13 protein-coding genes are annotated in these 14,541 nt (G+C 62.1%); 12 read left to right on the top strand and 1 reads right to left on the bottom strand.

What is annotated here, in order from left to right:
* Positions 1-301 precede the first annotated feature (301 nt).
* The 7 genes from mdh to BKY27_RS02960 all read left to right on the top strand — a co-directional run bounded on the left by mdh (position 302) and on the right by BKY27_RS02960 (position 9,088).
* Positions 302-1,264, top strand: a complete 963-nt coding sequence (gene mdh, locus BKY27_RS02990; RefSeq protein WP_071672964.1) for a malate dehydrogenase — start codon at positions 302-304, stop codon at positions 1,262-1,264.
* Between the two features lie 255 nt (positions 1,265-1,519).
* Complete coding sequence (gene sucC / locus BKY27_RS02985; RefSeq protein WP_071672963.1) at positions 1,520-2,713, top strand: ADP-forming succinate--CoA ligase subunit beta; 1,194 nt, start codon at positions 1,520-1,522, stop codon at positions 2,711-2,713.
* 4 nt (positions 2,714-2,717) lie between these two features.
* Complete coding sequence (gene sucD / locus BKY27_RS02980; protein WP_071672962.1) at positions 2,718-3,602, top strand: succinate--CoA ligase subunit alpha; 885 nt, start codon at positions 2,718-2,720, stop codon at positions 3,600-3,602.
* A gap of 141 nt (positions 3,603-3,743) precedes the next feature.
* On the top strand, positions 3,744-6,707 hold the full coding sequence (locus BKY27_RS02975; RefSeq protein WP_071672961.1) for a 2-oxoglutarate dehydrogenase E1 component: 2,964 nt from the start codon (positions 3,744-3,746) through the stop codon (positions 6,705-6,707).
* A 3-nt stretch (positions 6,708-6,710) separates the two neighbouring features.
* Positions 6,711-8,210 carry a 2-oxoglutarate dehydrogenase complex dihydrolipoyllysine-residue succinyltransferase gene (gene odhB, locus BKY27_RS02970; RefSeq protein WP_071672960.1) on the top strand — a complete coding sequence of 500 codons (1,500 nt, stop codon included), beginning with the start codon at positions 6,711-6,713 and terminating at the stop codon, positions 8,208-8,210.
* A gap of 84 nt (positions 8,211-8,294) precedes the next feature.
* The gene (locus BKY27_RS02965; RefSeq protein WP_071672959.1) at positions 8,295-8,681 is read left to right on the top strand and encodes an MAPEG family protein; all 387 of its coding nucleotides are present in this window, start codon (positions 8,295-8,297) and stop codon (positions 8,679-8,681) included.
* Positions 8,678-9,088, top strand: a complete 411-nt coding sequence (locus tag BKY27_RS02960; protein ID WP_071672958.1) for an MAPEG family protein — start codon at positions 8,678-8,680, stop codon at positions 9,086-9,088. Before BKY27_RS02965 ends, BKY27_RS02960 begins: the two co-directional genes overlap by 4 nt.
* Here the strand turns inward: BKY27_RS02960 and BKY27_RS02955 are convergent.
* The gene (locus BKY27_RS02955) at positions 9,030-9,623 is read right to left on the bottom strand and encodes a hypothetical protein (RefSeq protein ID WP_146636157.1); all 594 of its coding nucleotides are present in this window, start codon (positions 9,621-9,623) and stop codon (positions 9,030-9,032) included. The genes BKY27_RS02960 and BKY27_RS02955 overlap by 59 nt on opposite strands.
* Positions 9,624-9,983: 360 nt before the next feature.
* Here BKY27_RS02955 and BKY27_RS02950 point away from each other — a divergent pair, with 360 nt between their 5' ends.
* The 5 genes from BKY27_RS02950 to BKY27_RS02930 all read left to right on the top strand — a co-directional run.
* Entirely contained in the window at positions 9,984-10,991 is a 1,008-nt protein-coding gene (locus tag BKY27_RS02950) for a glycosyltransferase family 2 protein (RefSeq protein ID WP_071672956.1), read from the top strand.
* Entirely contained in the window at positions 10,988-11,995 is a 1,008-nt protein-coding gene (locus BKY27_RS02945) for a glycosyltransferase family 2 protein (protein ID WP_071672955.1), read from the top strand. Before BKY27_RS02950 ends, BKY27_RS02945 begins: the two co-directional genes overlap by 4 nt.
* 163 nt (positions 11,996-12,158) lie before the next feature.
* A complete protein-coding gene (gene lpdA / locus BKY27_RS02940; protein ID WP_071672954.1) occupies positions 12,159-13,547 on the top strand; it encodes a dihydrolipoyl dehydrogenase in 1,389 nt (462 codons plus the stop codon).
* A complete protein-coding gene (locus BKY27_RS02935; protein ID WP_071672953.1) occupies positions 13,528-13,875 on the top strand; it encodes an SH3 domain-containing protein in 348 nt (115 codons plus the stop codon). Before lpdA ends, BKY27_RS02935 begins: the two co-directional genes overlap by 20 nt.
* Positions 13,876-14,090: 215 nt before the next feature.
* A partial coding sequence (locus BKY27_RS02930) for a helix-turn-helix domain-containing protein (protein ID WP_146636155.1) occupies positions 14,091-14,541 on the top strand: 451 nt, incomplete at its 3' end.

Raw genomic sequence — 14,541 nt, 5'->3', positions numbered from 1 at the left:
CCGAAGACCGTGCCTTCAGCATGTCGCCAGGGGGGGCGCCCCTCTGTAAATCCCCATGTTCCGCTGCCCGAGCCCGCGTTTTCAGCGTGTCTCACGCAGAAATGTTCCGTTCAGCATACGGTCGCATACAATTTAACATGCCGCATTGTGGCGAGATATAGCCACATTTCAACATGTTACAGGATTCCCGCGCCACCCACCGCCCGCATGGGTCTTTCCGCCGCGCAGCTATACCCTTGCGCGACTCCCCTGCTGAGGCTAGGCCAACCTCGATTTCAACTGAGCTCGGAGACGAATTCTCATGGCCAGACCCAAGATTGCCCTCATCGGCGCAGGTCAAATCGGCGGCACGCTCGCCCATCTCGCCGCAATCAAGGAACTCGGCGACGTTGTCCTGTTCGACATCGCCGACGGCACCCCGCAGGGCAAGGCACTCGACATCGCTGAATCCGGCCCCTCCGAAGGGTTCGATGCTGCGATGAAAGGCACCACCGACTACGCCGACATCGCGGGCGCAGACGTCATCATCGTGACCGCCGGCGTGCCCCGCAAACCGGGGATGAGCCGCGACGACCTGCTCGGCATCAACCTGAAAGTCATGAAGTCGGTCGGCGAAGGCATCCGCGACAACGCCCCCGACGCCTTCGTGATCTGCATCACCAATCCGCTCGACGCGATGGTCTGGGCGCTGCAGCAGTTCTCGGGCTTGCCCGCGAACAAGGTTGTCGGCATGGCCGGGGTTCTCGACTCCGCCCGCTTCCGCCACTTCCTGTCGGTGGAATTCAATGTGTCCATGCGCGACGTCACCGCCTTCGTTCTCGGCGGCCACGGCGACACCATGGTGCCGTCGGTCCGCTATTCGACCGTTGGCGGCATTCCGCTGCCCGATCTGGTGGCCATGGGCTGGACGACGCAGGACAAGCTGGACGCCATCGTGCAGCGCACCCGTGACGGCGGCGCCGAAATCGTTGGTCTGCTCAAGACCGGCTCGGCCTACTACGCGCCCGCCACCTCGGCCATCGAAATGGCCGAAGCCTACCTGAAAGACCAAAAGCGCCTGCTGCCCTGCGCGGCGTGGTGTGACGGTGAATTCGGCCTCGACGGTTTCTATGTCGGCGTGCCCACCATCATTGGTGCCGGCGGTGTCGAACGCATCGTTGACATCAAACTGTCGAAGGAAGAACAGGCGATGTTCACCAAGTCGGTTGACGCGGTGAAGGGGCTTGTCGATGCCTGCAAGGCCATCGACGACACGCTGGCCTGAGCAAGGCCTAGACCTGAGTTTTGCGGGCGGCCCTTGGGCCGCCCGTTTGTAATGAAAGGGCCTGTTTGCGACTGATTCGGGCGACGAACGCCCTTGCGAACAAGGATTTGCATTTTGTGATCACACATTTTCGCCCTGTGATCACAAAATGCGCTTTTTTCCGCTCTCGCCCGCAGATGCGGCAGAATGACGTTTCTTTACACGCAATACTTGTGCTTAGACGGTCCCGACCTAGTAGCAATATGGGACAGTTTCATGAACATTCATGAATACCAGGCGAAGGCACTGCTTCGCGAATACGGCGCCCCGGTCAGCGATGGCCGCGTGGTCGTCAAGGCCGAAGACGCAAAGAACGCCGCAGGGCAACTCGATGGCCCGCTGTGGGTGGTCAAGGCCCAGATCCACGCAGGTGGCCGCGGCAAGGGCAGCTTCAAAGAGCTTGAGGCCGGCGAAAAGGGCGGTGTCCGCCTTGCCAAATCGGTCGAGGAAGCCGCCGAAGAAGCCAAGAAGATGCTGGGCAAGACGCTGGTCACGCACCAGACCGGCCCGGCGGGCAAGCAAGTCAACCGCATCTATATCGAAGACGGCTCGGACATCGAGCGCGAGCTTTACCTCGCCTTCCTCGTCGACCGTGGCAGCAGCCGCATCTCGATCGTCGCCTCGACCGAAGGCGGCATGGACATCGAAGAAGTGGCGGCCTCCACGCCCGAGAAAATCCTCAGCTTCTCCATCGACCCGGCCACCGGCTACATGCCCTACCATGGCCGCCGCGTCGCGTTCTCGCTCGGCCTGACCGGCCCGCAGGTAAAGCAGTGCGTGCAACTGCTCGGCCAGCTCTACAAGGCCTTCGTCGAGAAGGACATGGAGATGCTGGAGATCAACCCGCTGATCGTGATGGAAGACGGCAACCTCAAGCTTTTGGACGCCAAGCTCGGCTTCGATGGCAACGCCATCTATCGCCACCCCGACATCGCCAACCTGCGTGACGAGACCGAGGAAGACCCCAAGGAACTCGCCGCCTCCAAGTACGATCTCAACTACATCGCGCTGGATGGCGAGATCGGCTGCATGGTCAACGGCGCGGGCCTGGCCATGGCGACGATGGACATCATCAAGCTCTACGGCGCGGAACCGGCCAACTTCCTCGACGTCGGCGGCGGCGCCACGAAAGAGAAAGTGACCGAAGCCTTCAAGATCATCACCAGCGACCCCAACGTGAAGGGCATTCTGGTGAACATCTTCGGCGGCATCATGCGTTGCGACATCATCGCCGAGGGCGTCATCGCCGCGGTGAAAGAGGTCGGCCTGCAAGTTCCGCTGGTGGTCCGTCTGGAAGGCACCAACGTGGACAAGGGCAAGGAAATCATCAGCTCCTCGGGCCTGAACGTGATCGCTGCGGACGACCTGAAAGATGGCGCGCAGAAGATCGTGAAAGCGGTGAAAGGGTAAATCAATGGCAGTCCTCGTAGACGAAAACACCAAAGTGATCTGTCAGGGTTTCACCGGCAGCCAAGGCACTTTCCACTCCGAACAGGCCATTGCCTATGGCACCAAAATGGTCGGCGGCGTGACCCCCGGCAAGGGCGGCCAGACGCATCTGGACCTGCCCGTGTTCGACTCGGTCCATGAGGCCAAGCACGTCACGGAAGCCAATGCCTCCGTCATCTACGTGCCGCCGCCCTTCGCCGCCGACTCGATCCTTGAAGCCATCGACGCCGAGATGGAATTGATCGTGTGCATCACCGAGGGCATCCCGGTGCTCGACATGATGAAGGTCAAGCGCGCGCTGGAAGGCTCCAAGTCCCGCCTCATCGGCCCCAACTGCCCCGGCATCATCACCCCCGACGCCTGCAAGATCGGCATCATGCCCGGCCACATCCACAAGCGTGGCTCGGTCGGCGTCGTATCGCGCTCGGGCACGCTGACCTACGAGGCGGTCAAGCAGACCACCGATGTGGGCCTCGGCCAGTCCACCTGCGTCGGCATCGGCGGCGACCCCATTAAAGGCACCGAGCATATCGACGTGCTGGAATGGTTCCTGGCCGATGACGAGACCCATTCGATCATCATGATCGGTGAAATCGGCGGCGCGGCAGAAGAAGACGCGGCGCAGTTCCTGGCCGATGAGAAGAAGAAGGGCCGCTGGAAGCCGACCGCCGGGTTCATCGCTGGCCGCACCGCACCTCCGGGCCGCCGCATGGGCCACGCGGGCGCCATCGTCGCCGGTGGCAAGGGCGGCGCCGAGGACAAGATCGAAGCCATGCAGCGCGCAGGCATCGTGGTGGCCGAAAGCCCCGCGACGCTGGGTGAGGCTGTGCTGGAAGCGATCAAAGGTTGATTGGCCGCGCCGGGCGGGGGCCTTGTCCTCGCCCGACGGACAACAAAGATAAAGGCCGGACGATGAGTGGATGCGCCGCCGCTCCTGCCTCAAGCCCTCCACCGGCCATTCGCACGGTCCCAACCCGACAGAGGTAAGATCATGACCGACCAAAGCCCCAATGACCTCTTCCACGCCTCTTCCTTCATGCAAGGGGCCAACGCGGAATATCTGGAACAGCTCTACGCCCAGTATGCCAACGACCCCAACGCGGTCGATCAGGCGTGGCAGGAGTTTTTCCGCGCGCTTGGCGATACCGGATCGGATGTGCAGGCCGAGGCCGCCGGGCCATCTTGGATGCGCCGTGACTGGCCGCCACAACCCAACGACGACCTGACCGGCGCGCTGACCGGCGAATGGGCGCCCGAGCCGGAAGAGGCCAAGAGCGCGGGCAAGAAGATCAAGGACAAGGCCGCGGAAAAGGGCGTCGAGGTTTCGGACGAGGCGATCAAGCGGGCGGTTCTGGACAGCCTGCGCGCGCTGATGCTGATCCGCGCCTACCGGATCCGGGGCCATCTGGCCGCCGACCTGGACCCGCTGGGGATGCGCGATCCCTCCAAGCACCCGGAACTCGACCCGAAATCCTACGGTTTCACCGAGTCCGACATGGACCGTCCGATCTTCATCGACAATGTGCTGGGGCTGCAAGTCGCCTCGCTGCGCCAGATCGTCGACATCGTCAAGCGCACCTATTGCGGCACCTTCGCGCTGCAATACATGCATATCTCGAACCCCGAAGAGGCTGGGTGGCTCAAGGAGCGGATCGAGGGCTTCGACAAGGAAATCCGCTTTACCCGCGAGGGGCGAAAGGCGATCCTGAACAAGCTGGTCGAGGCCGAGGGCTTCGAGAAATTCCTGCACGTCAAATACATGGGCACCAAGCGCTTCGGCCTTGACGGCGGCGAAAGCCTGATCCCCGCGATGGAGCAGATCATCAAGCGTGGCGGCAATCTGGGCATCAAGGAAATCGTCATCGGCATGCCGCACCGGGGCCGCCTGTCGGTGCTGGCCAACGTGATGCAAAAGCCCTATCGCGCGATCTTCAACGAATTTCAGGGCGGCAGTTTCAAGCCCGAGGACGTCGATGGCTCGGGTGACGTGAAATACCACCTCGGCGCCTCCAGCGACCGCGAATTCGACGGCAATTCGGTGCACCTCTCGCTAACCGCCAACCCCTCGCACCTTGAGGCGGTGAACCCGGTGGTTCTGGGCAAGGCCCGCGCCAAGCAGGACCAGTTGAACGACCCCGATCGCATGTCGGTTCTGCCGGTGCTGTTGCACGGCGACGCGGCCTTTGCCGGTCAGGGCGTTGTGGCCGAGGGCTTTGGCCTGTCGGGTCTGCGGGGGCACCGCACCGGCGGCACCATGCATATCATCGTGAACAACCAGATCGGCTTTACCACCGCACCACACTTCTCGCGCTCGTCGCCCTACCCGACGGACATCGCGTTGATGGTCGAGGCGCCGATCTTCCACGTCAACGGCGACGACCCCGAGGCCGTGGTTCACGCCGCCAAGGTCGCCACCGAGTTCCGCCAGAAATTCCACAAGGACGTGGTCATCGACATCTTCTGTTACCGCCGGTTTGGTCACAACGAGGGCGACGAGCCCATGTTCACCAACCCGATCATGTACAAGAAGATCAAGAAACAGAAGACCACGCTTCAGATCTACACCGACCGGCTGGTCAAGGACGGCCTGATCCCCGAGGGCGAGATCGAGGACATGAAGGCCGCTTTCCAGAGCCACCTGAACGAAGAGTTCGAGGCCGGCAAGGAATTCAAGCCCAACAAGGCCGACTGGCTGGACGGACGCTGGTCGCATCTCGACAAACAGGGCGAGGAATACCAGCGTGGCGAAACCGCCATCAAGCCGGAAACGCTGGCCGCAGTGGGCCGCGCGCTGACCACCGCGCCCGATGGCTTCAACCTGCACAAAACGGTCGGGCGACTTCTGGACAGCAAGAAGCAGATGTTCGAAACCGGCGAGGGCTTTGACTGGGCCACCGCCGAGGCGATCGCCTTCGGCAGCCTGCTGACCGAGGGCTACCCGGTGCGGCTGGCCGGGCAGGACTCGACCCGCGGCACGTTCAGCCAGCGCCACTCTGGCCTGATCGACCAGGAAACCGAAAACCGCTACTACCCGCTCAACCATATCCGCGAGGGGCAGGCGCATTACGACGTCATCGACTCGATGCTGTCGGAATACGCTGTGCTCGGCTTCGAATACGGCTATTCGCTGGCCGAACCGAACGCTCTGGTCCTGTGGGAAGCCCAGTTCGGCGATTTCGCCAACGGCGCGCAGATCATGTTCGATCAGTTCATCAGCTCGGGCGAACGCAAATGGCTGCGGATGTCGGGCCTTGTCTGCCTGCTGCCGCACGGCTTTGAAGGTCAGGGGCCGGAACACAGTTCGGCCCGTTTGGAACGCTTCCTTCAGATGTGCGCCGAAGACAACTGGATCGTCGCCAACTGCACGACGCCGGCCAACTACTTCCACATCCTGCGCCGCCAGATGCATCGTGATTATCGCAAGCCGCTGGTGCTGATGACGCCGAAATCGCTGCTGCGCCACAAGATGGCCGTGTCCAAGGCAGAAGAGATGACCACCGGGTCCAGCTTCCACCGCGTGCTGTGGGACGATGCGCAATATGGCAACTCGGACACCGAACTGGTGTCCGATGACAAGATCAAGCGCGTGGTGATGTGTTCGGGCAAGGTCTATTTCGACCTGCTGGAAGAGCGTGACGCGCGTGGTCTGGACGACGTTTACCTGATGCGTCTGGAGCAATTCTATCCCTTCCCCGCGCTCTCGCTGGTCAAGGAACTGGAGCGCTTCAAGCAGGCCGAGGTCGTCTGGTGCCAGGAAGAGCCGAAGAACCAGGGCGCCTGGACCTTCGTCGAGCCGAATATCGAATGGGTGCTCGGCCGGATCGGCGCCGATCACAAGCGACCGATCTATGCCGGGCGCAACGCCTCGGCCTCGCCCGCGACGGGTCTGGCCAGCCAGCACAAAGCACAGCAAGCCGCGCTCGTGAATGACGCGCTTACCATCGAGGGGAAATAAGGAATGTCCGTAGAAGTCCGCGTGCCCACACTGGGCGAAAGTGTCACCGAGGCCACCGTCGCCACCTGGTTCAAGAAGCCGGGCGATGCCGTGGCCGTCGATGAAATGCTGTGCGAGCTGGAAACCGACAAGGTGACGGTCGAAGTGCCATCGCCCTCCGCCGGAACCCTTGCCGAGATCGTGGCCGCCGAGGGCGAAACCGTCGGCGTCGATGCTCTGCTGGCCACACTGTCATCCGGGGAGGGCGCTGCGCCCGCCCCCGCCACCACATCCAGGGCTGCCCCGGCGGCTGCGCCCGCTGAACAGGGTGGTGGCGATGCCGTCGACGTGATGGTGCCGACGCTTGGCGAGTCCGTGACCGAGGCGACCGTCTCGACATGGTTCAAGAAGGTTGGCGATAGCGTCTCCCAGGACGAAATGCTGTGCGAACTGGAAACCGATAAGGTGTCGGTCGAGGTTCCGGCCCCTGCCTCGGGCGTGCTGTCGGAAATCGTGGCCCCCGAAGGCACCACTGTGGATGCCTCGGCCAAGCTGGCCGTGATCGGTGGCGCGTCGGCCTCTGCCCCGGCAGCCGAAGCCCCGGCCCCGGCTGCTGCCGCATCGGACGGCGACGTGAAAAACGCGCCTTCGGCGGAAAAGCTGATGGCTGAAAAGGGTCTCTCGCCCGATCAGGTTCAGGGTACGGGCCGCGATGGCCGCGTGATGAAGGAAGACGTGCTCAAGGCCGTCGCCGCCCCGGCCCCCGCCGCATCGGCCCCGGCCCCGGCAGCCGCCCCGCGCGCGCCCGTCGCCGCCGAAGATGCCTCGCGCGAGGAACGGGTCAAGATGACCCGCCTGCGCCAGACCATCGCCCGGCGCCTCAAGGACGCGCAGAACGCCGCCGCGATCCTGACCACCTATAACGAGGTGGACATGACCGAGGTGATGGCCCTGCGCAACCAGTACAAGGACCAGTTCGAGAAGAAGCACGGCGTGCGGTTGGGCTTCATGTCCTTCTTCACCAAGGCCTGCTGCCACGCGCTGAAAGAGGTGCCCGAGGTCAATGCCGAAATCGACGGCACCGACATCGTCTATAAGAACTTCGTTCACATGGGCGTCGCCGCCGGCACCCCGCAGGGTCTGGTCGTGCCGGTGATCCGCGATGCCGACAGCATGTCCTTTGCCGAGATCGAGAAGGCCATCGGTGAAAAAGGCCGCCGCGCCCGTGACGGCAAACTGTCCATGGCAGAAATGCAGGGCGGCACCTTCACCATCTCGAACGGCGGCGTTTACGGTTCGCTCATGTCCTCGCCGATCCTGAACCCGCCGCAATCGGGTATCCTCGGGATGCACAAGATCCAGGACCGCCCGATGGTCGTGAACGGAGAGATCGTGATCCGCCCGATGATGTATCTGGCCCTGTCCTACGATCACCGCATCGTCGACGGCAAAGGCGCGGTGACGTTCCTTGTGCGGGTGAAAGAAGCGCTGGAAGATCCGCGGCGGTTGCTGATGGATTTGTAAGAGAAGGGTGGACTGTCATCACCCCTTATCTATCTATTGCAAGGGCGGGGGGTTCCCCGCCCTCCTTTGTTGATAGGCACCGTCATGACCCCCGAACTTACATATCTCGCTTACTCGGTCGTTCTGTTGATTGCCCATGTCCTTGTGCAGGCTACTTTTTCGGACCTGTCCAAGGGGATCGGATGGGCGCTTGGCCCTCGCGATGAGGATCGCGAACAAAACCCTTTGGCGGAACGCCTCCAAAAGGCGCTGCGAAACTATCTGGAAACCTATGTCGCCTTCGTTGCCCTTGCCCTGGCCGTGACCGTCGCAGATGCAGGAAATGAAACGACGGCGCTTGGCGCGGCGGTTTGGTTCTGGGCGCGCGTTGTCTATATCCCGGTCTATGTTTCGGGTGTTCCTCTGATCAGATCTGTCGTTTTCTTTGTCTCGCTCTCCGGCCTCGGGCTTATGCTCATTCAGTTGCTATGACCCCCGAACTCACCGTCCTCGCCCTCGCCGCGCTCTGGCAGGTCGTGCAGATCGTCCTCATGGCGATCCCCGCGAACCTTGAACTCGGCACCGCCAAGACCCTCTCCCCCCGTGACCCCGAGCACCTGCAAAAACCGTTGATGGATCAGGTCAGCCCCCGCACCGGCCGCCTGCATCGCGCCATGAGCAACCATTTCGAGGGGCTTATCCTGTTCACCATCGCCGTCCTCGTGGTGACACGCGGCGGGCAATCCTCGCTGCTCACCCAAACCTGTGCATGGGTCTACCTTGCCGCCCGCATCCTCTACGTCCCCGCCTATGCCTTTGGTTGGGTGCCGGGACGTTCGATCATTTGGGCGGTTGGCCTTGGCGCGACGGTGCTGATGCTGCTTGCGGCTCTAGCCTGAGGGCCACCCGCGACCCGAAGACCAGCGAATGGCCCGACGCCGCCCCCGCAAGGGTCTGCGCGAAAAGGAAGATGGTCAGCCCCGTGATTTCTAGGCTTTCTTCGACCCATGTCGAGAACAGGTAGTCGATCCCCCATTGTCCCCGGCTTTCTATCAGGTGCCAGCCGAACGCCTCCATGCCCATGGCGCCAAGCAAATAGACCACGCCGCTGATCCCCATGATCGTCATCACCCGGCGGGGCATACGCCACAGCATCGGCAGCAGGATCGCCACGGTGATGACCACGACCACAGCCGCCGGAAACAGCCACAGGTACACCACCTCGCGGCCCAACAGCAGCATGCCCAGCTCTCGTCCGACCCGCTCATGGATCGACACCATTTCATCCAGCGACATCAACAGGAACAGTCCCCCCAACAGGGTCAACCCGCGTGCCAACATGCGGTCATTCCGCCGCCACAAGGCCGCAACAACGAACAGGAATACCCCGTTCAGCAGCAATAGCCCGGTATTGTACCATGAAAATATATTCATCTCACGGTCCGGGTTGAACAATTCCATTGCAAGCAAGATCAATGGGTTACGTGGATCTGATAGAAAAACCAGATCCGCCCCCAACCCCAGCAGAACCATCGCCCCCGTCGCCAGAAAAAGGCCCCGCGCAATTCGGGCCGGACACAGGCACACACAGTTACTTTCAATATGGCGCATTTCGCCCCCACACAAAACGCCATAGATACTAATCAAATTGCGAGAAAATGCAAATTTGCGAAATATAATTTACCCACGGGAAACAATCCGCTTTCGTTTGCCCTTTCGTCACCCAATCGGCATACTCTTGCCCAAAGCGCCTGCTAGAGCGCGACAAGAGCAGTCATTTTGGGGGCGACGCCCATGAACAGCCGCTTCGGCACCCGCACCGTCATGTCCTGTATGCGCAACGAGGGGCTCTTCCTGTTGGAATGGGTCGCCTTTTACCGCAGCCTCGGCTTCGATCACCTCGTGGTCCTGACCAACGATTGCACCGACGGCACCGACCTGATGCTCGATCGCTTGCAGGAACTGGGCCACGTCACCCATTTCCGCAACGATCGCTACGGCAAGGAAAGCCCGCAGATCCACGGGTTGCGCATGGCCAAGGAAGACATCCCCGAAGTCGCCGGGGCCGACTGGCTGTTGCATGTGGACAGTGACGAATTTCTCAACATCTTTCACGGCCAACACCGGATCGACGACCTGATCGAGGTGGTGCATCCCTTCGACGCCTGCGCCATCGCGTGGCGCCCCTTCGGTGACAACGGCCACAAGGTCTGGCCCGGCGGCAACGTGCTGGAACGCTTCACTGCCTGTGACAAGAAACCCTTCTGGTCCACCGCCTTTCACAAGGCCCTGTTCCAGCCGCGCAAGTTTCAGGCGATGACGGTGCATATGCCCAAGCATCCCCTGCGTCCCGACGCCAGCCAGTGCAACGCACTGGGCGAGGCCATCGACACCACCGCGCTGTTCACCATGGCGCATGAACGCCACCGGGGCATGGACCGGACCAAACTGACATGGGACGGCGCCTGCGTGAATCACTACTCGGTCAAGTCCGAAGATATCTTCCTGCTCAAGAACGACCGTGGCGACGGGGCCGACCGGGGCGGCACCAAGCGCTATCTCAACTCGACCTTCCATCGCCGGTACAACACCAACCGGCGCGAGGATCAGTCGATCCTGCGCCACTTGCCCGAAGTGCAGGACCGGCTGGATGACATGCGCACAGACCCCCTGCTGGCGACGCTGGAACGCGCCGCCCAGATATGGTGGGACAATCGCCGCACCCGCGTGCTGACGCCAGAACGCATCGCCGAATGGACCCTCCCCCAAGAGGGTGCCGCACAAGGAAGGGCCGCCGCATGACCAGCCGCCACGGCGACAAGGTCGTCCTGTCCTGTATGCGCAACGAGGGCATGTTTCTGCTGGAATGGATCGCCTATTACCGCGTGATCGGCTTCGACAAGGCGGTGATCGTGACCAACAACTGCACCGACGGCACCGACCTGATGCTCGATCGGCTGGAACAGATGGGCTATGTCCGCCACCTGCGCAACGACTGGCGCGGGGCGGGGCGGCCCCAGATGGAATCCCTTCGCATCGCGCGCGAAGACGTCGATGATCTGGTGCTCGCCGAATGGTGCCTGCATGTGGACAGCGACGAATTTCTCGACGTCACCTGCGGCGAGGGGCATGTCGATGACCTGCTCGACCTGATCCCCCCCACGGAATCCATCGCCATCGCCTGGCGCCTCTTCGGCAATAACGGGCACCAGACATGGCCCGGCGGGCTGGTGACCGAGAATTTCACCATGGCCAAGGCGGAACCGGCGTGGAACTCCTGCCTGCACAAGGCGATGTTCAAGGCGCGCAAATTCTCCGCCGTGTCGATCCACATGCCGAAACATCCCACCCACCCCAAGGTGCGCAACCACAACACGCGCGGGGTGCAGATCACGTCCGACTCGCTTTTCAAGCCACCGCATGAACGCCACCGCAAGATGGACCGGACCGAACTGACCTGGGACAACGCCCAGATCAATCACTACGCCATCCGCTCCGACGATACCTTCCTGATGAAGAACGACCGGGGCGCAGCGAATACGCAAGGTCTCGGCAAATACTTCAAGGACTCGATCTTCTACCACCGCTGCAACCGCAACGAAGTCGAAGACACCTCGATCCTTCGGCTTCTGCCCAAGGTAGGGGAAGAGTTGGAGGAACTGCGCGAGGACTTGATCCTCTACCATCTCGAACAGGCCGCCCTGCATTGGTTCTACGACCGGCGCGACCGGATACTCACGCCCGAGAAAATCGCGGAATGGACAGCCCCGCCATTCGAGGAAGACGCCGCCGATGCGGCCGAATAATCACGAATATCGCTTTGTGATCACAAAATTGCGGCCTCTCGAAAATGTGCCCGAAAAACCGACCCGTTTTTTGGGGCCGTTTTTTCTTTACGGTTGACGTGGCGGGGTTTGGCCCTCATTCCCTAGGGGAACATGCCCGGAAAGACACCCAAGGAGGTTCAATATGGCAAGTTATGACGTGATCATCATCGGCGGCGGCCCCGGCGGCTACGTGTCCGCGATCCGCTGTGCGCAACTGGGCCTCAAGACCGCCTGCGTCGAAGGCCGCGACGCGCTTGGCGGCACCTGCCTGAACGTGGGCTGCATCCCCTCCAAGGCGCTGCTCCATGCCAGCCACCAGTTGCACGAGGCCGAGCACAACTTCGCCAAGATGGGCCTCAAGGGCAAATCCCCCTCCGTCGATTGGGACCAGATGCTGGCCTACAAGGATGACGTGATCGGCCAGAACACCAAGGGCATCGAGTTCCTGTTCAAGAAGAACAAGGTCGACTGGATCAAGGGCTGGGCCACCATCCCCGAGGCTGGCAAGGTCAAGGTCGGTGACGATGTGCACGAGGCCAAGAATATCGTGATCGCATCCGGGTCAGAACCCACCTCGCTGCCCGGCGTGGAAATCGACGAGAAAATCGTCGTCACCTCCACCGGCGCGCTGGCCCTGCCCAAAACACCCAAGAAAATGGTGGTGATCGGCGCGGGCGTCATCGGCCTTGAACTCGGTTCGGTCTATGCCCGCCTCGGGGCCGAGGTGACGGTGATCGAATTCCTCGACAACATCACCCCCGGCATGGACGCCGAAGTGGCCAAGAGCTTCCAGCGTATCCTGAAAAAGCAGGGCCTCAATTTCATCATGGGCGCCGCCGTGCAGTCCGTCGAAACGCTCAAGACCAAGGCCAAGGTCAACTACAAGCTGCGCAAGGATGACAGCGACCATCAGGTCGATGCCGACGTTGTTCTGGTCGCAACTGGTCGCAAACCCTATACCGAGGGTCTGGGCCTCGACGCCCTTGGCATCGAAAAGACCGAGCGCGGCCAGATCAAGATCAACGACCACTGGGCGACCAACATCGCGGGCATCTATGCCATCGGCGATGCCGTCCCCGGCCCGATGCTGGCCCACAAGGCCGAAGATGAAGGCATGGCAGTGGCCGAGGTTCTGGCAGGCAAGCATGGCCATGTGAATTACGGCGTGATCCCCGGCGTGATCTATACCGCGCCAGAGGTGGCCACCGTCGGCAAGACGGAAGAAGAGCTCAAGAACGAGGGCCGCGCCTACAAGGTCGGCAAGTTCTCCTTCATGGGCAATGGCCGCGCCAAGGCCGTTTTCCAGGGCGAAGGCTTCGTCAAGATCCTCGCCGACAAGGAAACCGACCGGATTCTGGGCTGCCACATCATTGGCCCGGCGGCGGGCGACCTGATCCACGAAATCTGCGTTGCGATGGAATTCGGCGCCTCTGCGCAGGACGTGGCCCTGACCTGCCATGCCCACCCGACCTTCTCCGAGGCGGTGCGTGAAGCGGCACTGGCCTGTGGCGATGGCGCAATCCACGCCTGATACCCCCCGGTTGCGCGTCATCAAGCCTTGGCGCGCGACCTACTCCCCCGCGCTGTCCGTCACTGCCGGGCAGCGGGTCACCCCCGGTCGGGTCGATGACGAATACCCCGGCTGGCAATGGGTCGTGGCCGCAAATGGCCTTGGCGGATGGGTTCCGGCGCAGATCGTCGCGGGCGGCACCATCACCGAAGACTTCGACACGACCGAATTGACTGTGGTCCCCGGCGACTCGCTGTCGCCGCTCGCTCATCGGCTGGGTTGGTCGCGCTGCCGAATGGCCAGCGGGCAAGAGGGCTGGGTGCCCGACATGTGCCTGGCCCCGTTTTGACTGTGCCCCGTTCCCAAAAAGAAGCCGGACGCCGAGGGAGTTTGCGGCGTCCGGCTATGTGGCCGTGTCCGGTTGATCAGCGGGTCAGAGGAGCGCAATACCTGTCCCCACATTTGCGCGACATGCTCTAGATGTGAGCTTTCAACAGGTTGTCCATTCGATCCTGACCGAGTTGGTTGGAGTTACCAAGCTTCAACACTGTTCGGAGGGATCGAATGAACGTGCATCAGAATACCAGACTGACGCCTTTGGGTCGAGAGCGGCTTGTTGGGATGATCGCAGCCGGGATGGCCTTTTCGCAAGCCGGGGCCGTCTGCGGCTGTTCTGCCAAGACCGCTGCGAAGTGGTGGCGACGATATGAACAGGAGGGCCGAAGCGGTTTGCGGGACCGCCGGTCGCGGCCGCATTCTCTGCGCAATCCGACGCCTGAGGATGTCGCGGAGCGGATCATTTCCTTGCGCCGTGAACGCCTGACGGGGGCGCATATTGCTGCCAAGACCGGCGTTTCGCCTGCGACGGTGAGCCGGGTGCTGCGCCGGGCGGGCCTCAGCCGCCTGCGCGATCTGGAGCCTGCCGAGCCGGTGCGGCGCTATGAACGTGAGCATCCCGGCGACATGATCCACCTCGATATCAAACGCCTCGGCAAGTTCGAGCGCACCGGCCATC

Source organism: Nioella nitratireducens (assembly GCF_001879715.1).
GTDB lineage: Bacteria > Pseudomonadota > Alphaproteobacteria > Rhodobacterales > Rhodobacteraceae > Nioella > Nioella nitratireducens.
Note: the sequence above shows the minus strand (reverse complement) of the source record. Positions and strands in the feature narration are given on the sequence as shown.

Excerpts from the sequence above, each read along its gene's own strand:
- mdh (WP_071672964.1), top strand. The coding sequence starts at position 302 with ATGGCCAGACCCAAGATTGCCCTCATCGGCGCAGGTCAAATCGGCGGC.
- sucC (WP_071672963.1), top strand. The coding sequence starts at position 1,520 with ATGAACATTCATGAATACCAGGCGAAGGCACTGCTTCGCGAATACGGC.
- sucD (WP_071672962.1), top strand. The coding sequence starts at position 2,718 with ATGGCAGTCCTCGTAGACGAAAACACCAAAGTGATCTGTCAGGGTTTC.
- BKY27_RS02975 (WP_071672961.1), top strand. The coding sequence starts at position 3,744 with ATGACCGACCAAAGCCCCAATGACCTCTTCCACGCCTCTTCCTTCATG.
- odhB (WP_071672960.1), top strand. The coding sequence starts at position 6,711 with ATGTCCGTAGAAGTCCGCGTGCCCACACTGGGCGAAAGTGTCACCGAG.
- BKY27_RS02965 (WP_071672959.1), top strand. The coding sequence starts at position 8,295 with ATGACCCCCGAACTTACATATCTCGCTTACTCGGTCGTTCTGTTGATT.
- BKY27_RS02960 (WP_071672958.1), top strand. The coding sequence starts at position 8,678 with ATGACCCCCGAACTCACCGTCCTCGCCCTCGCCGCGCTCTGGCAGGTC.
- BKY27_RS02955 (WP_146636157.1), bottom strand. The coding sequence starts at position 9,623 with ATGAATATATTTTCATGGTACAATACCGGGCTATTGCTGCTGAACGGG.
- BKY27_RS02950 (WP_071672956.1), top strand. The coding sequence starts at position 9,984 with ATGAACAGCCGCTTCGGCACCCGCACCGTCATGTCCTGTATGCGCAAC.
- BKY27_RS02945 (WP_071672955.1), top strand. The coding sequence starts at position 10,988 with ATGACCAGCCGCCACGGCGACAAGGTCGTCCTGTCCTGTATGCGCAAC.
- lpdA (WP_071672954.1), top strand. The coding sequence starts at position 12,159 with ATGGCAAGTTATGACGTGATCATCATCGGCGGCGGCCCCGGCGGCTAC.
- BKY27_RS02935 (WP_071672953.1), top strand. The coding sequence starts at position 13,528 with ATGGCGCAATCCACGCCTGATACCCCCCGGTTGCGCGTCATCAAGCCT.